The organism is Mesorhizobium sp. LNHC221B00, from assembly GCF_000502935.1.
In the GTDB taxonomy this organism is placed as follows: Bacteria; Pseudomonadota; Alphaproteobacteria; order Rhizobiales; family Rhizobiaceae; genus Mesorhizobium; species Mesorhizobium opportunistum.
This window is the reverse complement of sequence record NZ_AYWR01000025.1, coordinates 74,681-99,165: the sequence shown is the minus strand read 5'-3', so window position 1 is coordinate 99,165 and position 24,485 is coordinate 74,681. Positions and strand designations below refer to the sequence as shown.

Below are 24,485 nucleotides of genomic sequence, written 5' to 3'. Positions count from 1 at the left end.
CAACGCCAGCCCACGCCGAATCCCGAAGGTAATTCGCCGGCTAACTACCGTTCCTGCTTCAACCGCCGGCACAGCTCGTCGAGCTGCTCCAGCGACCGATACGAGACCCTTAACTCGCCGCCCTTGCCCTTGTGATCGATGGCCACGATCATGCCGAGTGTGTCGGTCATCAGCTTTTCCAGCGCCAGCGTGTCGGTGTCCTTTTCCGGCGCGCCCTGCGGCTGCTTCGGCTTGGCCGGGGCGGGGCCAGCCGGCATCTGCGCCAGCGCCTCGGCCTGGCGCACCGAAAGGCCTTCCTCGACGATACGCTTGGCGAGACCGGCCGGATCCTCCGCGGTGACCAGGGTGCGGGCATGGCCCGCCGACAGCGCGCCGTCGACCAGCATGTCGCGGATCACATCCGGCAGCTTCAACAGCCGCAGCGTGTTGGCGACGTGGCTGCGGCTCTTGCCGATGACATTGCCGAGGTCGGCCTGGGTGTAGCCATGCTCGTCGATCAGTTGCTGATAGCCCTGCGCTTCCTCGACCGCGTTGAGGTCGGCGCGCTGGACGTTCTCGATGATCGCCAGCTCGAGCGCGGTGCGGTCGTTGACCTCGCGGATGATGACCGGGAGCTCGGTCAGACCGGCGCGCTGAGCCGCCCGCCAGCGCCGCTCGCCGGCGATGATCTCGTAGCGGCCAGCCTGCGTCGGCGACGGCCGCGCCACCACCGGCTGCACCACGCCATGTTCGCGTATCGACTGGGCGAGATCGGTCAGCTCGGCATCGCCAAAATGCCGGCGCGGATTTTTCGGGTTCGGGCTGATGAACTCGATCGGCACCTTGCCGTCGGCGCTCATGCCGGGTTTTTCGGGTGCCACCGGCCGGTCGATTTCGCCGATCAGTGCTGCCAGCCCACGGCCCAGTCTCTTTCTCGAAAGGTCTTCGCTCATTTTTATTCCAAGTCTTCTTTATTCAAGGTCTCAAGATCGTTTCGGTATCGAATCGGCTGTTGATCCTGCATCCGGTCTAATCAAGCGGCACGCAATTTGCGCTCGCGGCGGATCACTTCCGAGGCCAGTTGCAGATAGGCCTGGCTGCCGGAGCACTTCAAATCGTAAAGGATCGCCGGCTTGCCGTAGGACGGCGCCTCGGACACCCGCACATTGCGCGGAATGATGGTCTCGTAGACCTTGTCGCCCATATGCTGCCGCACGTCCTGCACCACCTGGTTGGCGAGATTGTTGCGGCCGTCATACATGGTCAGCACGATACCCTGAATGGTGAGCTCCGGATTGATCGAGCGGCGGACCTGCTCGACGGTTTCCAGCAACTGGCTGAGGCCTTCGAGCGCGAAAAACTCGCATTGCAGCGGCACGAGAACAGAATCGGCCGCGGCCATTGAATTCAAAGTCAAAAGGTTGAGCGAAGGCGGGCAATCGATCAGCACATAGCCGAACGGCGCCCCGCGCTCGGTCGCTGCGCGCAACGCGTTGCGCAATTTGAGCACACGGTCGGGCGCCGAAGCGATCTCCATTTCGATGCCGAGCAGGTCGAGCGTCGACGGCACGATCGACAGGCCTGGCACCGCGGTCGGGATTGCCGCTTCTTCCAGCTCCAGCTCGCCGGTCAGCACGTCATAGGACGACACGGTCCGGTCCTTGCGGTCGATGCCGAGGCCGGTGCTGGCGTTGCCTTGCGGATCGAGGTCGACGATCAGCACCTTTTCGCCGATCGCCGCCAGTGCTGTGGCGAGGTTGATTGCGGTGGTGGTCTTGCCGACACCGCCCTTCTGGTTGGCTACGGTGATGATTCGGGGGCCGTTCTTCATCATGGATTTATGCCAGAAATTCATTTTTCGGGTCGCCAATGGCTCGACAAGTCGAAGATCAGACTGGTCGCAGGTCGGACAGTTCGAGGATGACGCCATGCGGGTCGGTCACACTGGGATGTTCTACCAGATCGAAGGCCCATCGGTTAACGCTTTCTTGCACTTCGGCGCGATAATCCCGGCCTTTGTGGAACAGGCCGCGCGCGCCTGTCGTCAGCCAGGGCGCCGACAGATCCAGCAGCGTCGGCAGCGAGGCCAGGGCCCGCGCCGTGACGATTTGCGGTGCCGAAACAAGCGCATGGCTTTCATCGATGCGGCGCGCCACGACACGGGCCGGCAGGCTGAACTGACCAACCACGGCCTGCAGGAACGACGCCTTCTTGCGGTTGCTTTCCACCAGGTCGATGCTGGCGCCGTCGCGCTCGGCGAGCAGAAAGGCCATGACCAGGCCGGGAAATCCGCCGCCCGAGCCGATGTCGACCCAGCGCTTGGCATCAGGCTCCAACCGCGCCAGCTGCGCGCTGTCCAGGATGTGACGTTGCCAGACGTCGCCCGATGTCGACTGCGCCACGAGATTGATGCTGCGGTTCCATTTCTGGAACATCTCTTCGAACGCGATCAGGCGATCGAATGTTTCACGTGAAACCGGACCGGCCGCGTCCTGCAGGCTCTCTAGGGAGCTCACGCAACAACTCTTTGTTCGCTCTGGAGCCTCTGCGCGGTCTCATGGTGCCGGACATGGGCGACGATGATCGCCAGCGCCGCCGGCGTCATGCCTTCCATGCGCTGCGCGTCGGCAATGGAACGCGGCCGCCGCGCTTGCATCTTTTGCTTCAATTCATTGGACAGTCCGGGCACTCCGGCGAAATCGACGGTCTCCGGGATCAGCCGGCTCTCCTCATGGCGGATCTGCGCGACATCCGCCTTCTGCCGATCGAGATAGACAGAATATTTCGCCTCCGTTTCGAGGCGCTCCGCCGTCTTGGCGTCGATCGCGCCAAATCCCGCCTCGACCCTGGCCAGCCAGGCCACATCGACCCCGGGATAGGCCAGCAGCTCATAGCCGGACCGGCGCACGCCATCCCTGTTGATCTGCAGCCCGTGCCGCGCTGCCTCATTGGGGGTCATCGTCAGCGCCGTCGCCAGCGCCCGCGCCCCATCGAGCCGCCGCATGACGTTGCCATAGCGCTGCATCCGTTGCGCCGAGGCAATTCCCAGCTTTTCCGCGAGAGGCGTCAGCCGCTCATCGGCATTGTCGGCGCGCAGCGACAGCCGGAACTCGGCGCGCGAAGTGAACATCCGGTAGGGTTCGCTGATACCGCGGCTGGTCAGGTCATCGACCATGACGCCAATATAGGCCTCGGTGCGGCTGAGCACGATCTGCTCGCCGCCCGACGCACGCCGCGCCGCGTTGAGCCCAGCAAGCAGGCCCTGGCCCGCGGCTTCCTCATATCCGGTCGTGCCGTTGATCTGCCCGGCCAGGAACAGCCCGGTGACACGCTTCGTCTCCAACGTCTGATTGAGCTCGCGCGGATCGACATGATCATATTCGATGGCATAGCCGGGCTGCAGCATGACAGCCCGCTCCAGCCCGGGGATGGTCTTCAGGATGTCGAGCTGCACATCCTCCGGCAGCGAGGTCGAAATGCCATTGGGATAAACGGTATCGTCGTCGAGCCCTTCCGGCTCAAGGAAAATCTGGTGGCCGTCGCGGTCGCCGAACTTGACGATCTTGTCCTCGATCGACGGGCAATAGCGCGGTCCCACGCCTTCGATCGAACCGGAATACATGGCCGAGCGGCCGAGATTGACGCGGATCAGCTCATGCGTGGCCGTGGTCGTGCGGGTGATGCCGCAATCGATCTGCGGCGTCTCGATGCGATGGGTCATCAGCGAGAACGGCACGGGATCCTCGTCCGCCGCCTGGCTCTCCAGCGACGCCCAATCGATGGTCTTCCCGTTCAGCCGCGGCGGCGTGCCGGTCTTCAGGCGGCCGAGCGTGAAGCCCACGCGGCTCATCGTCGCCGACAGGCCCAAGCTCGCCTGCTCGTTCATGCGGCCGGCGACGATCTTCTTCTCGCCGATGTGAATGAGCCCGCGCAGAAAGGTTCCGGTGGTCAGCACCACGGCACCGCAGGCAAGTCGTCTTCCATTGGCCAGGAGCACAGCCGCGATCCGCCCCTCTTCGATCTCGAAGTCGAGCACTTCGGCCTCGATCACGTCGAGATCGTTCTGCTGCCGAATCGCTTCCTGCATGGCAAGGCGATAGAGCTTCCTGTCAGCCTGCGTGCGCGGCCCGCGCACCGCCGGGCCCTTGCGGCGGTTGAGCAAGCGGAACTGGATGCCCGCCGCATCCGCTATCCGGCCCATCAGCCCGTCCATGGCGTCGATCTCGCGGACGAGGTGGCCCTTGCCGAGCCCGCCGATCGCCGGATTGCAAGACATGACGCCGATCGTGTCGAAGCGCAGCGTCACCAGCGCCGTCCGGGCGCCGGCGCGCGCGGCAGCACTGGCCGCCTCGCAACCCGCATGGCCGCCGCCCACCACAACCACATCATAGTGATCGGTCATTTCCAAATCCTGGACTCGAATAGAATGCAGGGACACATGTCCCCGCAAGGTCAAGCTGTCAAGAAAACTTCGCGGCTAGTTTCACGTGAAACAGAGCAATGCGTCTATACCCTCCCCCTTGTGGGGAGGGTCGCTGCGAAGCAGCGGGGTGGGGGTGCGGCGCTGACCCCCACCCGGACCTGCGGTCCGACCTCCCCACAAGGGGGAGGTAGGGCGTGGCGCCGTGTTTTCGCTGAGTCACCACGGCTAGCGATGTTTCACGTGAATCACCAACCGTCCCTTTCAGGCGCGTGCGTGTTTCACGTGAGTCATTTTCCGATGCAGAACTGCGAGAAGATGACGTCGAGCATATCCTCGACGTCGATGGCGCCGACAATCCGGCCCAGCCGATCGGCGGCCAGCCGCAATTCCTCGGCGTGCAATTCCTGGCCGGCAACGTCGCCGTCCACAGCGTGAACCAGATGCCGCTTCGCTTCGCCGAGCAATTCGACATGACGCAGCCGCGACGGCAGGACATCGCCAAAATTGCCCGCCGCATCCGCGGCGCGCCGACCGATCTCCGCCAGCAACGCATCGACACCGGCCCCGTTGACGACGGAAATGACGAGATCATAGCGGTGGCCCGCTTCCGCGGACGCCTGCGCATCCAACAAGTCAAGTTTGGTCCCGACGCGCAATGCGGGGATTGTCGCGGACAACGGCCCGATATCCCCGGGGTCTGCCACGTCTTCCAACACCAGCAGGAGATCGGCGCGGTCGGCCTTCGCCCTCGCCCGCTCAATGCCGATCGCCTCGACTTTGCCCGGCGCTTCCCGCAACCCCGCCGTATCCGTCAGCCGGACCCGCAGCCCTCCGAGATCCAGAGCCACTTCGAGCAGATCCCGCGTCGTGCCCGGTTCATCCGTTACAATAGCAGCATCCCGGCGCGCCAATGCGTTGAACAGGCTCGACTTGCCGGCATTGGGCGCACCGAGAATGACGACCTCGAACCCATCGCGAATGATCTCGGCGGCATGGAATCCGGCAATGTGCCGATCGATCTCGTCGATCATTACCCGCACGTCAGACCAGACCGTATCCGAAACGGAACCGGGCACGTCGTCCTCGTCGGCAAAGTCGATTTCGGCCTCGATCATGGCCCGCGCATGGATCAGCCGCCGACGCCAGCCGAGATAGAGTTCGCTCTGGGCGCCCTCGGTATTGCTGATGGCGAAGCGGCGCTGCGCCTCGGTCTCGGCGTTGACCAGATCGGCGAGGGCCTCGGTTTCGACCAGGTCGACCTTGCCGTTCAGGAAGGCGCGGCGCGTGAATTCACCGGGTTCTGCGTACCTCACGCCGTCAAAACCGGCGATCGTCTGCAGCATTCCAGCGACAACAGCGCGCCCGCCGTGGACATGGAATTCCGCGACGTCCTCTCCGGTGAAACTGGCCGGACCGGGGAAGAAGATGACCAGGCCATTGTCCAGCACCGTTCCATCCGGCGCTTTGAACGCGCGCAGGGTCGCCGCGCGCGCCTTAACCATCCCGCCAGCAATCGTTTCGACTACGAATCGAGTCTGCGGGCCGGAAATGCGCAGCACCGCGACACCAGCCGGCAGCCGGCCGCTCGACAGTGCAATGATGGAATCGCCTGAAAACATTTGCCCGCTTTGTTGAACCGCCCTAGCTTCCGCCACACGTTGAACCGAGTGTGCCCGAGTTGCCTGCCGTGACATTGCCCGCGAAAAACCTGCTTGCCGACGAAGCCAGCCCCTATCTGCAGCAGCATAGCGGCAATCCCGTCCATTGGCGGGCCTGGTCGCCGGCTTCTCTCGAGGAGGCAAAGGCCCTGGACAGGCCGATCCTCCTCTCCGTCGGCTATGCCGCCTGTCACTGGTGCCACGTCATGGCCCATGAAAGCTTCGAGAATGACGACGTCGCCGCCGTCATGAACCGTCTGTTCGTCAATATCAAGGTCGACCGCGAGGAGCGTCCCGACATTGACCAGATCTACATGGCAGCCTTGTCCTCCATGGGCGAGCAAGGCGGCTGGCCGCTGACCATGTTCCTGACGCCGGACGGCAAGCCGTTCTGGGGCGGCACCTATTTTCCGCGTCAGGCGCGCTATGGCCGCCCGGGTTTCATCCAGGTGATGGAGGCCGTCGACAAAGCCTGGCGTGAGAAGCGGACAAGCCTGCACCAGAGCGCCGACGGCCTCACCACCCATGTCGAGGCCCGGCTTTCGGGTACGCATTCCAAGGCGGTTCTCGATCGCGACACGCTGCCCGAACTTGCCGCCCGCATCGACGGCATGATCGACCGCGATCTCGGCGGCCTGCGCGGCGCACCAAAATTTCCCAACGCGCCATTCATGCTCACCTTGTGGCTGTCCTGGCTGCGCGACGGCAATTCCACCCACTGCGACGATGTGCTCGTCAGCCTTGAGCGGATGCTGGGCGGCGGCATCTACGATCATATCGGCGGCGGGCTCAGCCGCTACTCCACCGACGCGGAATGGCTGGTGCCGCATTTCGAGAAGATGCTCTACGACAATGCGGAGCTGATCCGCTTCTGCAACTGGGCCTTCGCCGCAAGCGGCAATGATTTGTTCCGGCTACGAATCGAAGACACCGTCGATTGGCTGCTGCGCGAAATGCGCGTCGACGGCGGCGCCTTTGCCGCCAGCCTCGACGCCGACAGCGATGGCGAGGAAGGGCTGTTCTACACCTGGAGCAGGGACGAGATAGAAGCCGCCCTCGGCGAAGATTCCACCTTGTTTTTCAAACACTTCGCGCTTTCCAGCCCGCCGGCCTGGGAAGGCAAGCCAATCATCCATCAAACCAGCGATCAGCAGTCCGAGAGCGTGACCGATCGTGAACAGCTCGTTCCGCTCAAGGCGAGGCTCCTTGCCGTGCGCGAAGAGCGCGTCAGGCCAGGCCTCGACGCAAAAACGCTCACCGACTGGAACGGCCTGGTGATTGCGGCGCTGGCCGAGGCCGGCCGCTCGCTGGCGCGGCCCGACTGGATCGACGCCGCGGCGAAAGCCTTCGGCCATATCAGCGCCGCCAGCCGCGACAACCGCTTGCCGCATTCGATGCTCGGCGCCCGGAAACTATTCCCGGCTCTGTCGAGCGACTACGCGGCCATGACCAATGCCGCGATCTCGCTGTTCGAGGCGTCCGGCGATTGGAGCTATATCGAACAGGCCGGCCGGTTCGTCGAACAGCTCGACCTCTGGCACGCTGATGCCTCGGGAACAGGCTATTATCTGACCGCCTCGGACAGCACCGACGTGCCGATCCGCATCAGGGGCGACGTCGACGAAGCCATTTCATCAGCCACCAGCCAGATCATCGAGGCGCTGGTCCGGCTCGCCTCCATCACCGGCGATCTCGACCTGCAGGAGCGGGCTTGGACGATCGCCGAGCATGCCGCCGGCCGCGCCGAGCACCAGGCCTATGGCCAGGCGGGCATCGTCAATGCCTGCGCGCTTGCGCTCGAACCGCTGAAATTGGTCATCGTGGACGCGCCGGAAAATCCAACGCTCGTTCCGGTGGCGAATCGAAGCCCTGATCCTCGACGCGTCGATATCGTCGTGCCGATTGGTACGGTAGCGAATCGACCCTTGCTGCCTGGCGGAGTCCTGCCGCCGACCAACAGGCCCGGCGCCTGGCTGTGTACTGGCCAGGTCTGCCTTCCCGCCGTAACTGATCAGGGTGAGTTGGAAGGATTATTGCGGCGATAGTGCTCACCCTCCCCCTTGTGGGGAGGGTCGGCTCATGATCGAGCGAAGCGTAGAGCATGAGACGGGGTGGGGGTGCTCGTAAAGCGCTACCTTGGCGCAGACCCCACCCCGCTCCGCTTCGCGGATCGACCCTCCCCACAAGGGGAGGGTGAGCTGAACTACGTGTTCATCGAATCGAAGAAATCGGCGTTGGTCTTGGTCTGCTTCAGCTTGTCGATGAGGAACTCGATCGCGTCGGTGGTTCCCATCGGCGCCAGGATGCGGCGCAGCACGAAGATCTTTTGCAGGTCGGCGCGCGGCACCAGCAGGTCCTCCTTGCGGGTACCGGACTTGAGGATGTCCATGGCCGGGTAGATGCGCTTGTCGGCGACCTTGCGGTCGAGCTGGATTTCGCAGTTGCCCGTGCCCTTGAACTCTTCGAAGATGACTTCGTCCATGCGGCTGCCGGTGTCGATCAGCGCCGTGGCGATGATGGTCAGCGAGCCGCCTTCCTCGATGTTGCGGGCCGCGCCGAAGAAGCGCTTCGGCCGCTGCAGCGCGTTGGCGTCGACACCACCGGTCAGCACCTTGCCGGAGGACGGCACCACGGTGTTGTAGGCGCGGCCGAGGCGGGTGATGGAATCGAGCAGGATGACGACGTCGCGGCCATGTTCGACCAGGCGCTTGGCCTTCTCGATGACCATCTCGGCGACCTGCACGTGGCGCACCGCCGGCTCGTCGAAGGTCGAGGAAATCACCTCGCCCTTCACCGAGCGCTGCATGTCGGTCACTTCTTCCGGCCGCTCATCGATCAGAAGCACGATCAGATAGCATTCCGGATGGTTGGCGGTGATCGAGTGGGCGATGTTCTGCATCAGCACCGTCTTGCCGGTGCGCGGCTGCGCGTTGATCAGCGCACGCTGTCCCTTGCCGATCGGCGCCACCAGGTCGATCACCCGCGACGAGATGTCCTTGCTGGTCGGGTTGTCGATCTCCATCTTCAGCCGCTTGGTCGGATAAAGCGGTGTCAGATTGTCGAAGTGGATCTTGTGGCGGATCTTTTCGGGATCGTCGAAATTGATCGTGTTGACCTTGAGCAGCGCGAAATAGCGTTCGCCCTCCTTCGGGCTGCGGATCGGCCCTTCAACGGTGTCGCCGGTCTTCAATGAAAAGCGGCGGATCTGCGAGGGCGAGATGTAGATATCGTCGGGACCGGGCAGATAGTTGGCATTGGCGGAGCGCAGGAAACCGAAGCCGTCCTGCAGCACCTCGACCACGCCGTCGCCGATAATCTCGATCTCCTGGGCGGCCAGTTTCTTCAGGATGGAGAACATCAGCTCCTGCTTGCGCATGACGCTGGCGTTTTCCACCTCGAGCGATTCGGCATAGGCGATCAGCTCTGGCGGTTTCTTGTTCTTGAACTCTGCGAGTTTCATTTCTTGCATAGACGGACTCTGAATCTGCTTTGGGGGAAATATATCGGCGGGATGCGACAAATGCCGGGCGCGGCCGAAAACAGTGGGGGCGGCGCATGACGGGAAGGAAGACCCGTCTTTTATCGTCGGTCGGGTGAAAGAGCAAGCTGCGTTTTACGCGACCGATGGAGGCCTAGAACGGCTTGACGACAACCAGGATTACGATTGCAATCATAAGCAATGTGGGGATCTCGTTGATCATCCGCCAGTGCTTCGCGGACTTTTCGTTGGCATCCTCGGCGAATTTCCGCACCGCACCGGCCAGATAGCCGTGAACGGCGGACAACAGAAGCACGAAACCGATCTTGGCGTGCAGCCAGCCGCCCTGGAAACCAAAGCCTTTCCAGGCAAGCCACAGGCCGAACATCCAGGTCGCGATCATCGCCGGATTGATGATGCCTCGCAGCAGGCGCCGCTCCATCACCTTGAAGGTCTCCGACTGGACTGAGCCCTTCTCAGCATCGGCGTGATAGACGAGCAGCCGCGGCAGATAGAGCATACCGGCCATCCACGAAATGACAGCCAGGATATGGATCGCCTTCGCCCAGGGATAGAAACCGTCGGGCGAGACGAAAAACAAAAGCGCCGTCAGCACGATCAGCGCGGCGATGCCGACGGTCATGCGTATCATCGCCTGGCCGGTGCTGCCCCCATTGCCAGCGTTGGTCGTATTACCTGGATTGTTCATCTCTTTTGGCCGAGCCATCAGCGTGTCGCGCTCCTCACCAGTTTCACCATCGCCTCGACATGCGCCACCGGCGTTTCCGGCGTGATGCCGTGGCCGAGATTGAAGATCAGCGGTCCATCCCCCAACGTCTTCAGGATGGCCTCGACGCCATCGGCAAGCGCCTCGCCCCCTGCCACGAGCCGCAAGGGATCGAGATTGCCCTGGACCGCACCGGAGCGCTGCAAGTCCTTTGCCGCCGCCAGGGGCACGGTCCAGTCGATCCCCAGCCCCGTCACACCGGTCTTCTCGCGATAGCTCTGGTAGCGGGCGCCGGCGCCCTTGGGAAACCCGATGACTGGCACATCGGGATGGAAAGCTCTTATCTGCCTGACGATCTCGGCCACCGGCTCGACGCAGAACTGTTCGAAAGAGGCATCGTCGAGCACGCCCGACCAGGAATCGAATATCTGCACCACGTCGGCACCGGCCTCGATCTGGCGGACCAGATAGGCGGCGGAATGATCGGCCAGCACTTTCAGCAGCCGTTTGAACGCCACCGGTTCGCGGTAAGCAAACAGCCGCGCCGGCGCCTGGTCAGGCGTGCCATGGCCGGCGATCATATACGTCGCCACGGTCCACGGCGCGCCACAGAAGCCGATCAGTGTCGTCTCGTCAGGCAATCTTGCCCGCAAGCGGCGAACCGTCTCGTAGACCGGTTCGAGATTCACGTGAAACACATCGCTTTCGAGAGCCAAAATCTCCGCTGCCGAGATCGGCGTCAAAAGCGGTCCTCTGCCCTCCTCGAAGCGCACGTCACGGCCAAGTGCATGCGGAACGACAAGGATGTCCGAAAACAGGATCGAGGCATCGAAGCCGAAGCGTTCGATGGGCTGCAGCGACACTTCGACCGCAAGGTCGGGGTCGTAGCAGAGGTCGAGGAACGAACCAGCCCGCCGTCGCGTTTCACGATACTCCGGCAGATAGCGACCGGCCTGGCGCATCATCCAGAGTGGTGGAGGAAAAATCGCCTTGCCCTTCAGGACATCCAGCATGATCCGGTTCTGGGGCATCGAGCGCTCGCTTCTCCAAGCCTCTTTCTAATCAAATATTCTTATATCTAAGATTCTTCTGATTCTAAGAGTCTGTTGGTTCTGGTGGTTGCTACCTGTCCCGCTTCGCCTCGCAAAAAGCCAGCAAGCATATTGTCGCGCGCTCGTTTGGCCGGATTGTTGGGTTCTGGGGACAGTCGGGAATCCATCATTGCTTCCAAAGCGTTAGGACCCGGCCGGAAAACCCGGCCCTGTGGACAGGCCAAGGCCAAGAGAATCCGTCCACGGACTTGTCCCCAGCCCTCCGGCGAAGCTGACGCACATCGAATTGTGGACAAACTGGCATCTGATACAGTCGCCTCCAACGAGCCTGGCTCGCTGTCCGACCTTATCCACATCCGCCCACAGCCCCAGGTGATCCCTGTGAACAAACCCCAGAGCTTCTTTCACCTGCACCTGATTTCCGACGCGACCGGCGAAACGCTGCTCGCTGCCGGCCGGGCCGCTTCGGCGCAATACAAGGACGCGCGCGCCATCGAGCATATCTATCCGCTGATCCGCACCGAAAAGCAGGTGGCAAAGGTGTTCGAGGACATCGAGGAGGAGCCCGGCATCATTCTCTACACCGTCGTCGACCAGAAGCTGGCGCGCGGCATCGATGAGCGCTGTGCGGCGATGGGCCTGCCCTGTGTCTCCGTGCTGGAGCCGGTGCTCACCGTCTTCCAATCCTATCTCGGCACGCCGGCCGGCCGGCGCGTCGGCGCCCAGCATGTCCTCGACGCCGAATATTTTCGCCGCATCGACGCGCTCAACTTCACCATGGACCATGATGACGGCCAGTTGCCGCTCAACATGAACGATGCCGATGTCGTGCTGATCGGCATCTCGCGCACCTCGAAGACGCCGACCAGCATCTATCTCGCCAATCGCGGCATCAAGACCGCCAACATTCCGATCGTGCTCGGCGTGCCCGTCCCCGAAAGCCTGGTCGCGGCCAAGACGCCCCTGGTGGTCGGGCTGATCGCCACCGCCGAACGCATCTCGCATGTCCGCCAGAACCGCATCCTCGGCAACAGCAGCTCCTACGTGCCGACCGATTATGTCGACCGCGCCGCCATCAACGAGGAACTCGCCTACGCCCGCCAGATCTGCACGCGTCATGGCTGGCCGATGATCGACGTCAGCCGCCGCTCGATCGAGGAAACTGCGGCGGCGATCGTTGCCCTGCGCGGGAAGTCGCGCTAGGGCAGACGAGGTAAGTGAGCATTCCGTCACGCACCCCTCATCCGTCGCCTTCGGCGACACCTTCTCCCACAAAGGGAGAAGGAAGAACTCGGCGCCGACGTCCCGCAGATTACCACCAGTTGGCGATTCGCAGCGGCGTCAGCGCAGCACTTCCCTTCTCCCCTTGTGGGAGAAGGTGGCCGAGCGAAGCTCGGTCGGATGAGGGGTGCGTGACGGAACGCCAACCCTGGTGAAGAAGCATGACCCAGAAAATCATCCTCGCTTCCGGCAGTCCGTTCCGCAAGGCGATGCTGCTTAGTGCCGGCGTCGATGTCGAGGCGGTGCCGGCCGAGGTCGACGAGCGCGCGCTCGAGGCGCCGTTGCAGGATAGCGGTGTTTCGCCGGAAGACGTCGCCCTGGTGCTGGCCGAGGCCAAGGCCACCGAGGTGAGCGAGCGCAGGCCAGGTGCGCTGGTGCTCGGCTGCGACCAGACCTTGTCGCTCGGCGACGAGGTGTTCCACAAGCCGGCTGACATGGAAGGCGCGCGGCGCCATTTGCTGGCGTTGTCCGGCAAGACCCATCAGCTCAACAGCGCCGCAGTGCTGGTGCGTGACGGCAAGGTGCTGTGGCGCCATGTCGGCATTGCCGCCATGACCATGCGCAAGCTCGATCCCGCCTTCCTCGGCCGCCACCTCGCCCGCGTCAGCGCCAGCGCGCTGGCCAGCGTCGGCGCCTACCAGGTCGAGGGCGAAGGCATCCAGCTTTTCGAGAAGATCGAAGGCGACCATTTCACCATTGTCGGCCTGCCGCTTTTGCCGCTGCTGGCCGAACTGCGCACGCTTGGAGCGATCGATGGCTGAGGCGACGAAGAAGGCCTTTGTCACTGGCCATCCGATCAAGCATTCGCGCTCGCCGAAGATCCACGGCCATTGGCTGGCCAAGCATGGCATTGACGGCAGCTACGAGGCGATCGACGTGGCTCCCCAGGACTTCGCCGAATTCCTGGCAACCCTGCAGGCCAATGGTTATCGCGGCGGTAATGTCACCATCCCGCACAAGGGCGCCGCCTTCGCGCTGGCCGGACGCCGCGACCAGGCGGCGGAAGAGATCGGCGCCGTCAACACGCTGTGGTTCGAGGACGGTGTCCTGTGGGGCGGCAACACCGATGGCCATGGCTTTGCCGCCAATCTGGATGACCATGCGCCCAGCTGGGCAAGCAAGGGCCCGGCGGTGGTGCTTGGCGCCGGCGGCGCTTCCCGCGCCGTCATCCACGCGCTGAAAGAGCGCGGCGTATCCGACATCCGCATCGTCAACCGCACGCTGGCCCGGGCGGAGGAATTGCGCGATCGTTTCGGCGCCGGCGTTTCGGCGCACGGCATGGCGGCGACCGGCGAACTGCTTGCCGATGCCGGCCTGCTGGTCAACACCACGGCGCTCGGCATGGTCGGCAATGAGGGCCTCGCCGCCGATCCGGCGCTGCTGCCGAGCCATGCGATCGTCACCGACCTTGTCTATGTGCCGCTGGAAACGCCGCTGCTTGCCGCCGCGCGCGCCCGGGGACTGAAGACCGTCGACGGGCTCGGCATGCTGCTCAACCAGGCCGTGCCCGGCTTCGAACACTGGTTCGGCGTCAGGCCGAAGGTTACGGCCGAGCTGCGCGCAATCATCGTTGCAGACCTGGTGCCGAAACCATGATCGTGCTCGGCCTCACCGGTTCGATCGGCATGGGCAAGTCGACCACGGCCAGGATGTTCGCCGAGGCCGGCGTGCCGGTCCACGATTCCGACGAGACGGTGCACCGCCTCTATGCCGGCAAGGCAGCGCCTCTGGTCGAGGCGGCTTTCCCGGGAACAAGTGCTGCCGGCGTGGTCGATCGAGCAAGACTTGGCGCCCGTGTACTCGGTGATCCCGCCGCGCTGAGGCAGCTGGAAGCCATCATCCATCCGCTGGTGCGCGCCGACGCCGACGCCTTCCTGGCCAAGCATCGTACCGCGGGCGAATCGATCGCCGTGCTCGATATTCCGCTGCTGTTCGAAACCGGCGGCCGCAACCGCGTCGACAAGGTCGTCGTTGTCACCGCACCCGCCGAAGTCCAGCGTCAGCGCGTGCTGGCACGACCTGGCATGACCGAGGAAAAACTGGCGGCGATTCTGGCCAAGCAGGTGCCGGATGCCGAAAAACGCCGGCTGGCGGATTTCATCATCGACACCGGCGAGGGGTTGGATGCCGCGCGTGCCGCTGTTGGTGCAATCATCGCCGAACTCTCCGGGGATCACTAGGCTCTTCCTTCCCCCCTTGTGGGGGAAGGTGGATCGGCGCGCAGCGCCGAGACGGATGAGGGGTGTTCCAGCGGAGTGAGGCGTTGGCGTTCCCTGGAACACCCCTCATCCGACCGCTTCGCGGCCACCTTCTCCCGCAAGGGGAGAAGGGAAAACAGGCATTGGCCATTGCCATTTTGTTCCGGTCTGGCGATTCTGCCCCCAGGAGCACCTGATTCGATGCGCGAGATCATCTTCGATACCGAAACCACCGGCCTGGATTCGCGCGACGATCGCGTCATCGAGCTGGGCGGCGTCGAGCTGGTCAACCGGTTCCCGACCGGCCGAACCTTCCACCATTACATCAACCCTCAAGGGCGCGCGATCCATGCGGAGGCGCAAGCGGTGCACGGCATCAGCGCCGCGGACCTCGCGGGCAAGCCGACCTTTGCCGAGATCGTCGAGGAGTGGCTGGCCTTCGCCGACGGCGCCAAGCTGGTCGCCCACAATGCGACCTTCGATATCGGCTTCCTCAACGTCGAATTCGGCCGGCTCGGCCATCCCGTCGTCGATCCCGGCCTTGTCGTCGACACGCTGGCGCTGGCGCGCCGCAAGCATCCGATGGGGCCCAACTCGCTCGACGCGCTCTGCCGGCGCTACGGCATCGACAACACCAAGCGCACCAAGCACGGCGCCTTGCTCGATTCCGAACTGCTGGCCGAGGTCTATATCGAGCTGATCGGCGGCAAGCAGGCCGCCCTTATCCTCGACAGCGCGACCGCGCCGGCGCAGCGCGGCGAAAATGTCCGCCACATCGAAATCATTGCCGCCGTGCGCCCGGCGCCCCTGCTGCCGCGCCTGACCGAGACCGAACGCGCCGCCCATGCCTCCATGGTCGCTACGCTCGGCGACAAGGCGCTGTGGCTGAAGGCCACATCATCCGAGGCAAAGGCCGCGGCGTCGTAAGAGTCAGTACGGCCACTCGCCGCGACCCAGGGCCGCGATCGCCGAAATGATGCTGGCAAAGGCATGCGCCGCTGCCGGCACTGTCGTCCGGGCGCGCAGGAAACTGTGCACCAGGCGCTTCTCCTCGTGCCACCAGGCCTTGCCGCCGGCCGCCAGGATGCGGTCGCGATAGGTCTCGCCATCGGACGACAGCGGATCGCATTCGGCCGTGATGATCGCCGTCGGTGGCAGGCCGGAGAAATCTTTGTCCCGCAGCGGTGAGAATGTCGGGTCGTTGGGCGATTGCCGCTTGGCCGACCGCACATCGCGGTAAAAGGCAATGTCGCCGACGGACAGCAGCGGCGCGTTGGCGTGTTCGGCATAGGAGCCGGACCTCTCGTCGCCGCCGAGACCGGGATAGATCAGCACCTGGCCGATCGCAGCGCGGGGATGACCGCGCGTCGCCTGCGCCACCGCTGCGGCCAGATTGCCGCCGGCGCTCTCGCCGCACAGCACCAGCGGCTCGCTGCTCGTGGCCGCCGCCCATTCAAAGGCTGCCAGCGCGTCGTCGAAAGCGGCGGGGTGGACATGCTCGGGCGCCAGCCGGTAATCGACCGACAGCACGGCAAAGCCGGTGCCGGCGCAGATCTCCGCGCAGATATCGTCATGGCTATCGAGCCCGCCAAGGATGAAGCCGCCGCCATGGTAGTAGAGCACCGTCGCACGCGGAGCGGTGCCGGCGAGCCGGTAGCGCCGGACGGCAACGTCGCGGCCGCCGGCGGCGATCACCCCGTCCTTGGCGACCACGCCGGGCGGATAGGGCTGGCGCAGCGCCCGGCACATGCGGTCGTAGACCGCGCGCTGCTTGGCGATCGGCTGGTCGACGATCTCCGGCGGGTACCAGGCATTGATGCTGTCGATATAGGCCCACAGCGCCGGATCGAGCCGTGTCTCGTATTCGCCGCGGCTAGTCTTGTCAGTCATGCCGGCAATTCAAAGCTCGGCATAGAGCGCGGCGGCATTGTCGAAGCTGAAGCGCAGCGGCACCGAGCCCTCGACCTGCCAGGCCGTCACGCTTTCGCCCGCCAGCAGCCGGCAGGCGCCGTCGGTGTCGATGACCGCGCCGCCATAGAGCCGGTTGGCGAGATTGAGGATGCCGGTCTGGTGCATGGCCGCGCTGCCGCTGCCGCAGGCATCCTTGACCAGCAGCACGCGAAATCCCCTGGCCACGGCGTCCTTCACGGATGCGTCGATGCAGGCCTCGGTCCAGACGCCGGCGACGACGAGCCATTCGATGCCGCTTGCCTTGATCTGATCGGCACTCGGCCCCGAACGGAAGGCGCTGGCCTCGGCCTTGATCAGCAGCGCCTCGCCCTCGGCCGGCGCCACCTCTTGGCAGATTTCGGTCAGCGGATCGCTCTTGTCGGAAAAGGCCGACTTGCCGTCGGCACCGACCGGGTGAAACGGCCGGTCCTGGCTGTCGAGATCGACGATATAGGCCCAGTGATAGAGCGGCACATGGTTCTGCCGCGCCGCCGCCTGCAGCCGGCAGACATTGGCGAGGATGCCGGCAAAACCCTCGACCAGATAGCGCGAATCCTGCCGGTGCTCTTCCTGCAGGTCGATGAAGACGGCGGCCACGGTGCCGGGTTTGATGGCGATGGGGCTTTTCATGCGGATGGACCTGGGTGATGCATGGGCAAGGCAGTCAAAGACCCTTCCGTATGCCGGCGGGACAGGAACGAGGCGCTCATTGGTTGCCAACCGTCAAACCTGCTTCTCCAGAAACTCGTCCTCATAAGGGAAGCGCGATAGGAGCTCAGTGCCAGTCTCGGTGATCAGGATCTCGTCCTCCAGCTTGACGCCCTCGCGGCCGCCCTTCTCGCCTATATAGCTTTCCACGCTCACCACCATGCCTGGCACGATATGGCCGTCGCGGCCATAGATCTCGTAATCCATTGCATGGGCGATGAACGGTGTCTCGCCATGCATGCCGACGCCGTGCATGACCGAGGTGTAGCGCTGGTCGACGAAACGGTCCGGGATCTTCCACGCCTTCTCGGCGATCTCGCGGAACGCCATGCCGGGTTTGACGATCGAAATGTTGTGCTGAACCTGGTCGTGCGCCATGCGGTAGAGCGATTTCTGGTAGTCGGTCGGCTTGCCCGGCCCGCAGCGGAAGGTGCGCGAGAAATCGGAATAATAGCCGTAGCAGCCGATCGTGTCGGTATCGAGCGCCAGCAATTCGCCCGGCCGGATCTTGCGGCCGCTGGCCTCGTTGAACCACGGGTTGGTGCGCTGGCCCGACGTCAACAGCCGCGTCTCGATGAACTCGCCGCCCTGCCGGATCACCTCGCCATACATGATGGCGAACAGCTCGTTTTCGGAGACGCCGGGCTTGATCGCCTCGCGCACCGCATAGACGGCGGCCTCGGCGCCGGCCATCGACACCTGCAGGCATTTTACTTCCTCGGGCGTCTTCACCGCGCGCACGGCGAGGATCTCGCCCTGGCAATCCCGCACCTCGCAGCCACGCTTTTCCAAGGCCAGCGCCTGCAGATGGCTGCAGCGGTCGAGCCCGAGCTTCATCGAGCCGCCGCCATGCTTTTTCAGGAGTTCCGCGATCTCGTCGGCGAACGGACCGGCTGTCTCGTCGTCGCGGCCGGAGACCGACGACCAGACGAGCTTGGAAGGACGCGCCTCGTCGATCGTGTCGAGCACCATCGAGACATGGTAGCTCTGCGGGTATTCGAACAGCACGATCGGCCCTTCGGTCGGGATGAAGAAATAGCGGGTCGAGTTGCGCAGGAAATAGCCGAACATGTTGCGCGAGCCAGTGGCGTAGCGCTGGTTATAGGGGTCGAACAGCACGACGCCGCCATAACCGGCGTCCCGCATCCAGCCGCGCAGTTTGGCCAGCCGGCCTTTGCGAAGAGCGTCGGCATCGATGAAGGACGGTTCGGTATCCGACAGCCACATGCCGCCCGCCGGATCGGCCGCCGCGGGGTGGCGCATGCGATCCTTGAAGTCGACGTCCTCGGTGCTGTCGGGATCGAATACGACGATGCTCATGGGGTGCCTGGCCTTGGGTGGATTGGGAAGGCCGAGCATGGCGCAGCGGGGACCGGGGGATTGTGCGGAAAACCGCGTTTGTTGTGCGAAATGCCGCTGGGGCCAATGAGAGATGCTGGCGGGACAGCACCCCCCTCTGCGCTGCCGGGCATCTCCCCCGCAAGGGGGGAGATCAGCTGTCATTTCCGGCTTTCGCCAATCTCCAGCGATGCAAGGTGAACGGCGGCATCGAAACTGCCAATCTCCCCCCTTGCGGGGGAGATGTCCGGCAGGACAGAGGGGGGTGCTGTCCCGCTAACCTCTCATAGCGTCAGTGAGCGCAAACTAATGCCGTCGAGCCAGTTTCGGCGCGTGCCCATGCTCCTCCCGGAAAGCCCGGGCAAAGCTCGACATCGAGGCGAAGCCGCAGGCCAGCGCCACGTCGCGCACGGCAAGCGTCGAGTGCGCCAGGAGATCGGCGGCGCGTTTCAGCCTGAGGCGCCGGTAATAGCCATTGGGCGAGATGGCGAGTTCAGACCTAAAACTGCGCTCGAGCTTGTCGGAGGACACGCCGAGCCGCGCCGTCAGCTCCGCCATGCCGAGCCGCTCCTCGACCGCGTCCTCCATGATGGCGATGGCCGACAGCACCAGCTCGTTCTGCACCCCGGTGCGCAGCCTGAGCGGCATCAGCTTGCGGTCGACGCTGGAACGCAGCTGGCTGTGCACGAACCATTCGGCGACGCCGGCGGCAAGCTCGGCGCCGTAATCCCGGGTGATGATCTCCAGCATCATGTCGAGGCTGCCGACGCCGCCGGCCGACGTAAAACGCTTGCGGTCGATGACATAGAGGTCGCGCCGCAGCTCGATGTTCGGGAACGCCTCGGTGAAGGCGGCCTGGCTGGTCCAGTGCAAGGTGCAGGCATGGCCGTCGAGCAGGCCCGCGCGAGCCAGGAAGAACGCCGCGTCCGCCACCGCGCCGATATGGGCGCCATTGCGCAGGCTGCGGCGGATCCAGCTCGCCGCGTCCTCGGCGACCAGGTGATCGGCATCGCCGCCCGAGCACACGACGATGCGGTCGACCTTGGGCGCATCCTCGGCGTAAAAGCCGGGCTGGATGACGACGCCGTTCGAAGCCTCGACCGCCCCTTTCGTGCCGCCGACGATGATCCAGCGATAGCACTGCCGCTTGGCCAGCACATTGGCGGCGCGCAGCGGCTCGATCACCGAGCTGAACGCCATCATCGGAAAGCCGGGAAACACCAGCACCGCGAAGGTGAGGGGTTCGGTGGGTTTCGGAGGTTCGCGCGTGGCCATGGGCGCTACAATTCGGGCAGATGGTGTGCGGGGTCAACCGGGGATGAGCTATCCCCCCAGCGCCTGCTCCAGGTCCGCGATCAGATCATCGCCATCCTCGATTCCCGCCGATAGCCGCACCAGCGAATCCGAGATGCCGATCTCGGCGCGCTTCTCGGCCGGGATCGACCCATGCGTCATCAGCGCCGGATGTTCGATCAAGCTTTCCACCCCGCCAAGGCTTTCCGCGAGCGTGAACAGTTGCGTCCGTTCGAGGAAGCGTTTTGTGCCGGCAAGGTCCCGGTCGAGCACCGCCGTGATCATGCCGCCGAAGGCATGCATCTGCTGGACGGCGATGGCGTGCTGCGGGTGGCTGGCGAGGCCGGGATAGATGACGCGCCGCACATCCTTGCGGGCTTCCAGCCACTGCGCGATCTTCAGCCCGTTGTCGGAATGCCGCTCCATCCTGAGCGCCAGCGTCTTCAGGCCGCGCAGCGCCAGAAAGCTGTCGAACGGGCCCGATATGGCGCCGATCGCGTTCTGCAGGAATTTCAGCTGGGCGGCCAGCTCCTTGTTGTCGCCAACGACGGCGACGCCACCGACCATGTCGGAATGGCCGTTGAGATATTTGGTCGTCGAATGGACCACGATGTCGATGCCGAGTTCCAGCGGCCGCTGGATATAGGGGCTGCAAAACGTGTTGTCGGCGACCGAAAGGATGCCCTTGCGCTTGGCAAGTGCGGCGACGCCTTCGAGGTCGACGATGCGCAGCAGCGGGTTGGTCGGCGTCTCGACCCAGAGCATCTTCGTCTCCGGCCGGATCGCGGCCTCCACCGCCGCAAGATCGGTGAAATCGACGAACGAGACCTGCAGGCCGGCAGAGCGCTTGCGCACCCGCTCCATCAGCCGGAAGGAACCGCCATAGATGTCGTCGGTGGCGACGATATGGGCGCTGGAATCGAGCAGCTCCAGCACGGTGGCGATCGAGGCCAATCCGGAGGCGAAAGCGAAGGCCGCCGAGCCGCTTTCGAGGTCGGCCACGGCGCGCTCGAAGGCAAAGCGCGTCGGGTTCTGGCTGCGGGCATACTCAAAGCCCTTGTGCACGCCGGGCGATTGCTGGCCATAGGTCGAGGTGGCGTAGATCGGCACCATCACGGCGCCTGTCAGCGGATCGTGGCTCTGGCCGCCATGGATGGTGCGCGTCGAGAAAGCCAGGCGGTTCTTGCCCGATGGCGAGGAATTTGCAGTCATCGTGCGCGCCTCAAATGGTTGATCAAGTCGATGCGGGTAATCAGGCCGACGAACTCGTCGCCGTCGAAGATGATGGCGACCTCGTTGCGGTCGAACACCGGCAGCAAAGCATCCAGCGTCTGGCTGGCCTGCAGCGTGTGCAGGTTGGAAGTCATCGCCGTGCGCACCGGCATGTTGAAGCGTTCCCAACGTCCGTCATAGGGACCGTCGACATGGGCCAGGATATCGCTTTCGTCGACGATGCCGACCAGTCTGCCATTGTCGAGCACCGGCAGCTGCGAGACATCGGAACGGCGCATGCGGCCATAGGCGTTGAGCAGGCTTTCGTCCGGGCCGATAGAGACGGTGTCGCCGGTGCGGTGCGTGCGCATTACGAGGTCGCGCAGATCGCCATGCTGTTCGTGCTCGGCCAAGCCTTGCTCGGCCAGCCAGAAATCGTCGAACACCTTTGACAGGTATTTGTTGCCGCTGTCGCAGACGAAGGTGACGACGCGCTTGGCCGAGGTCTGCTCGCGGCAATAGCGCAAGGCCGTCGACAAAAGCGTGCCAGAGGATGAGCCGGCCAGGATGCCTTCCCGGGACAACAGGTCGCGCACCGCCAGCATGCTCTGCTTGTCGGTGATCGAATAGGCCTTCTTGACCAGCGACAAATCGGCATTGGGCGGCACGAAATCCTCGCCGATGCCTTCCACCGTCCAGCTGCCGGCCTCTTCCATCTTGCCGGTCTTGATCAGCGGCGCCAGCACCGAGCCGACCGGATCGGCGAGCACCATTTCGGTCTTCGGCGAAACCTTGGCGAAGTAACGGCCAAGCCCGGTCAGCGTGCCGCCCGAGCCGACGCCGACCACCACCGCGTCGACATCACCGTCAAGCTGCGAAAAGACTTCGGGGCCGGTGGTGGTTTCGTGGGCCAGCGGGTTGGCCGGATTGGCGAACTGGTTGGCATAGAAGGCGCCGGGCACGTCTGCAGCGATCTTCTCGGCCATGTCATGGTAATATTCGGCATGCCCTTTGCCGACATCGGAACGCGTCATGCGCACCTCCGCGCCCAGCGCGCGCAGATGCTGGATCTTTTCACGCGACATCTTGTCGGGCACGACCAGCACGATGCGGTAGCCCTTGGGAATGCCGACCTGGGCAAGGCCGAGGCCGGTATTGCCGGCGGTCGCCTCGACGATGGTGCCGCCCGGCTTCAGCCTGCCTTCTTTCTCGGCTGCGGCAATCATCGACAGCGCGATGCGGTCCTTGATCGAGCCGCCCGGATTCTGGCTTTCGAGCTTGATGAACAGCCGGCACTTGCCGGTGTCGAACTTGGTCAACTCGACCACCGGCGTCTGGCCGATAAGGTCGAGAACCGATTTGTAGGGCGGACGCAGACGCGATGTCGCGCTTTCCGGGGGGTCGCTGTCAGGCGCGGCGATCTTGTGCTTGCTCATATCGAAACTCCCTGATCAAGCGACCGCCTCGCAGGCTGGGCGGCAGCGTAGCCTCTTTTCCGGCCGTTTACAGTCGGAAAGAAGATAGAACGTGCCAATCGGCCGGCCAGATAAGGAATGAAATTCCGGGTTCTGGCGGTGGCGTACACCAGCCTCCCAATCCAACGATTGGCGGGACGCACCCCCCTCTGTCCTGCCGGACATCTCCCCCGCAAGGGGGGAGATTGGCCGTCATCTCGGCCTTCGCCTATCTCCAACGGCAAAAGTTGGGGCCACCAGAGAAGCTGCCGATCTCCCTCCTTGCGGGGGAGATGGCCGGCAGGCCAGAGGGGGGTGCTGTCCCGCCGGCATCAAGAGGTTTGTCTCAGCCTAAGAGCCGCTTGCTCAGCCGCGCGCACTGCACGCGGATATCGGGGATGGCATCGATTTCGAAGAAGGTGCCCCTGGTCAGCGGGCCGACCGCCAGGATCTTGGCCGAAACCGTGCCGTCGCTGGCGATGATCTCGCAATTGGCCGACACGTCGAGGCCGATGCGCAGCGGGTCCGGCCGGGCCAGCCCGCGGTCGACCAGCGAGCGCACCACGCTGTTCGACGAGGTCGAGATGTCGCGCACGATGCCCGAGCAATCATAGATGCGGGCGACGTCGAAGGTTTCGAGGCGCTGCGTGTGGCGCGACTGGACCTTGACCGTGAACTCCGCGCCGCGTGCGATGTCGATGACGCGGCCGGCCCCCAGCCGGATGCGGCCGGACTGCACGGCCTGCGTCACCCGGGCGTAGACTTCGGGCGCCATGCGGTGGCGGTGGATGTCCCACCACGCCTTGGTGTGTTCGACGAAGCGGCGCTTGGCCGAGGATGGCCAGTTCTGCCAGATCTTCTGGTTGAACGGCCTGAGGCCGTCGACCACGTCGCGCCAGTCGACGCCGGCCTTCTGGTTTTCCTTGATCAGCTTGCGGAACCAGCCGACGAAATAGGAAAGCTGGGTGCCGAGCGGGATGTCGGCGACGTCGAGCTTGATCGGGTTGCCCTTGCGGTGCGGCGAGGGCAGCAGGCCGCGCCGCGACACCGCGACGATGTTGCCGCGATGGCCGCGCTGTTCCAGCGCCAGGAACGCATCGACCATGCTGAGGCCGGTGCCCAGCACCATGACGCTGCTGTCCGGGGCGAGCGCGGTGTCGGCCTCCGAGCCCATCCGGATCGCATGGCCTTGGGCCGGCTCCTCCTCATGGCCGGTGGCCAGCACCGCAAGATGGGCGACGACGCTGGTGCCGTTGGCGAGCGCGACCTCGACGCCGGACGCGGTGGGGGTGATCGACAGGCTTTCCTCGCGGATCAGGCGAAGCCGCCCCGTCTTGAGTTCGCGGGCCTCGAGCTCGTCGAGCAGTTCGCCGAGATAACGCGCATAGACGCTGCGCGGCGCATAGACCGGCGCCTGGTTCTGGGTGGCAAGGCCGCGCTCCAGCAGCCAGCGCCAGAAATTGCCGGGATCGTCGGCATAGGCGCTCATGCCGGCGGCGCTGACATTGAGCACATGCGCCGACAGCAGCGTCGAATAGGCGATGCCCTGGCCGAAATGCGGGCGCTTTTCGACCAGCGTCACGCGCAGATCGGAATTGGGCGATTTCAAGAGATGCGCCGCCAGCACGACGCCGCTGGCGCCGCCGCCGACAATAATGATCGAATTGGCGCGCCCGCTCATGCGCGTTCCAGCCCCATGCGAATTGTCAGGATGCGAACTGTCAGGATGCGAGG

21 protein-coding genes are annotated in these 24,485 nt (G+C 64.3%); 6 read left to right on the top strand and 15 right to left on the bottom strand.

Features of this window, described 5'->3' with window-relative positions:
• Positions 1 to 44: 44 nt before the first annotated feature.
• The 5 genes from X741_RS141555 to mnmE form a co-directional block, all read right to left on the bottom strand.
• Positions 45 to 932: a ParB/RepB/Spo0J family partition protein gene (locus tag X741_RS141555; protein WP_023780003.1), complete on the bottom strand. Its 888-nt coding sequence runs from the start codon at positions 930 to 932 to the stop codon at positions 45 to 47.
• An 80-nt stretch (positions 933 to 1,012) separates the two neighbouring features.
• The gene (locus X741_RS141560; RefSeq protein WP_031250453.1) at positions 1,013 to 1,813 is read right to left on the bottom strand and encodes a ParA family protein; all 801 of its coding nucleotides are present in this window, start codon (positions 1,811 to 1,813) and stop codon (positions 1,013 to 1,015) included.
• Between the two features lie 55 nt (positions 1,814 to 1,868).
• The gene (gene rsmG / locus X741_RS141565; protein ID WP_023780002.1) at positions 1,869 to 2,495 is read right to left on the bottom strand and encodes a 16S rRNA (guanine(527)-N(7))-methyltransferase RsmG; all 627 of its coding nucleotides are present in this window, start codon (positions 2,493 to 2,495) and stop codon (positions 1,869 to 1,871) included.
• Positions 2,492 to 4,381: a tRNA uridine-5-carboxymethylaminomethyl(34) synthesis enzyme MnmG gene (gene mnmG / locus X741_RS141570; RefSeq protein ID WP_023780001.1), complete on the bottom strand. Its 1,890-nt coding sequence runs from the start codon at positions 4,379 to 4,381 to the stop codon at positions 2,492 to 2,494. The genes rsmG and mnmG overlap by 4 nt, the downstream gene beginning before the upstream one ends.
• A 308-nt stretch (positions 4,382 to 4,689) precedes the next feature.
• On the bottom strand, positions 4,690 to 6,021 hold the full coding sequence (gene mnmE, locus X741_RS141575) for a tRNA uridine-5-carboxymethylaminomethyl(34) synthesis GTPase MnmE (RefSeq protein WP_023780000.1): 1,332 nt from the start codon (positions 6,019 to 6,021) through the stop codon (positions 4,690 to 4,692).
• 68 nt (positions 6,022 to 6,089) lie between these two features.
• On the opposite strand from mnmE, the gene X741_RS141580 reads away from it, so the two are divergent.
• Positions 6,090 to 8,105, top strand: coding sequence for a thioredoxin domain-containing protein (locus X741_RS141580; RefSeq protein ID WP_031250452.1), 2,016 nt, complete (start codon positions 6,090 to 6,092; stop codon positions 8,103 to 8,105).
• A 158-nt stretch (positions 8,106 to 8,263) separates the two neighbouring features.
• Here X741_RS141580 and rho read toward each other — a convergent pair whose 3' ends face one another.
• The 3 genes from rho to hemE all read right to left on the bottom strand — a co-directional run bounded on the left by rho (position 8,264) and on the right by hemE (position 11,296).
• Positions 8,264 to 9,529, bottom strand: coding sequence for a transcription termination factor Rho (gene rho / locus X741_RS141585; protein ID WP_031250451.1), 1,266 nt, complete (start codon positions 9,527 to 9,529; stop codon positions 8,264 to 8,266).
• A gap of 163 nt (positions 9,530 to 9,692) precedes the next feature.
• On the bottom strand, positions 9,693 to 10,265 hold the full coding sequence (gene hemJ, locus X741_RS141590) for a protoporphyrinogen oxidase HemJ (RefSeq protein ID WP_031250450.1): 573 nt from the start codon (positions 10,263 to 10,265) through the stop codon (positions 9,693 to 9,695).
• A complete protein-coding gene (gene hemE, locus X741_RS141595) occupies positions 10,265 to 11,296 on the bottom strand; it encodes a uroporphyrinogen decarboxylase (protein ID WP_023779997.1) in 1,032 nt (343 codons plus the stop codon). Before hemE ends, hemJ begins: the two co-directional genes overlap by 1 nt.
• Positions 11,297 to 11,698: 402 nt before the next feature.
• Here hemE and X741_RS141600 point away from each other — a divergent pair, with 402 nt between their 5' ends.
• From X741_RS141600 to dnaQ, 5 genes are all read left to right on the top strand, one after another.
• Positions 11,699 to 12,520 carry a pyruvate, water dikinase regulatory protein gene (locus X741_RS141600; protein WP_023779996.1) on the top strand — a complete coding sequence of 274 codons (822 nt, stop codon included), beginning with the start codon at positions 11,699 to 11,701 and terminating at the stop codon, positions 12,518 to 12,520.
• Positions 12,521 to 12,759: 239 nt separating this feature from the next.
• Positions 12,760 to 13,359, top strand: a complete 600-nt coding sequence (locus tag X741_RS141605; RefSeq protein ID WP_023779995.1) for a Maf-like protein — start codon at positions 12,760 to 12,762, stop codon at positions 13,357 to 13,359.
• Positions 13,352 to 14,194: a shikimate dehydrogenase gene (locus X741_RS141610; RefSeq protein WP_023779994.1), complete on the top strand. Its 843-nt coding sequence runs from the start codon at positions 13,352 to 13,354 to the stop codon at positions 14,192 to 14,194. The genes X741_RS141605 and X741_RS141610 overlap by 8 nt, the downstream gene beginning before the upstream one ends.
• A complete protein-coding gene (gene coaE, locus X741_RS141615; RefSeq protein WP_023779993.1) occupies positions 14,191 to 14,778 on the top strand; it encodes a dephospho-CoA kinase in 588 nt (195 codons plus the stop codon). Before X741_RS141610 ends, coaE begins: the two co-directional genes overlap by 4 nt.
• A 219-nt stretch (positions 14,779 to 14,997) precedes the next feature.
• Positions 14,998 to 15,723, top strand: coding sequence for a DNA polymerase III subunit epsilon (gene dnaQ, locus X741_RS141620; protein WP_023779992.1), 726 nt, complete (start codon positions 14,998 to 15,000; stop codon positions 15,721 to 15,723).
• Positions 15,724 to 15,726: 3 nt separating this feature from the next.
• On the opposite strand, the gene X741_RS141625 is transcribed toward dnaQ, so the two are convergent.
• The 7 genes from X741_RS141625 to X741_RS141655 all read right to left on the bottom strand — a co-directional run bounded on the left by X741_RS141625 (position 15,727) and on the right by X741_RS141655 (position 24,432).
• The gene (locus tag X741_RS141625; protein WP_023779991.1) at positions 15,727 to 16,686 is read right to left on the bottom strand and encodes an alpha/beta hydrolase; all 960 of its coding nucleotides are present in this window, start codon (positions 16,684 to 16,686) and stop codon (positions 15,727 to 15,729) included.
• Between the two features lie 9 nt (positions 16,687 to 16,695).
• A complete protein-coding gene (locus X741_RS141630) occupies positions 16,696 to 17,376 on the bottom strand; it encodes an isochorismatase family protein (protein WP_023779990.1) in 681 nt (226 codons plus the stop codon).
• 93 nt (positions 17,377 to 17,469) lie between these two features.
• Positions 17,470 to 18,774 carry a Xaa-Pro peptidase family protein gene (locus tag X741_RS141635; protein ID WP_031250449.1) on the bottom strand — a complete coding sequence of 435 codons (1,305 nt, stop codon included), beginning with the start codon at positions 18,772 to 18,774 and terminating at the stop codon, positions 17,470 to 17,472.
• 324 nt (positions 18,775 to 19,098) lie between these two features.
• Positions 19,099 to 20,067 (bottom strand): GlxA family transcriptional regulator, encoded by a 969-nt coding sequence (locus tag X741_RS141640; protein ID WP_023779988.1) that lies wholly within the window; start codon positions 20,065 to 20,067, stop codon positions 19,099 to 19,101.
• A gap of 48 nt (positions 20,068 to 20,115) precedes the next feature.
• Complete coding sequence (locus X741_RS141645; protein WP_023779987.1) at positions 20,116 to 21,297, bottom strand: PLP-dependent aspartate aminotransferase family protein; 1,182 nt, start codon at positions 21,295 to 21,297, stop codon at positions 20,116 to 20,118.
• Positions 21,294 to 22,733 carry a pyridoxal-phosphate dependent enzyme gene (locus X741_RS141650; protein WP_023779986.1) on the bottom strand — a complete coding sequence of 480 codons (1,440 nt, stop codon included), beginning with the start codon at positions 22,731 to 22,733 and terminating at the stop codon, positions 21,294 to 21,296. Before X741_RS141650 ends, X741_RS141645 begins: the two co-directional genes overlap by 4 nt.
• Positions 22,734 to 23,097: 364 nt before the next feature.
• Positions 23,098 to 24,432, bottom strand: a complete 1,335-nt coding sequence (locus X741_RS141655; protein ID WP_023779985.1) for an FAD/NAD(P)-binding protein — start codon at positions 24,430 to 24,432, stop codon at positions 23,098 to 23,100.
• Between the last annotated feature and the right edge of the window lie 53 nt (positions 24,433 to 24,485).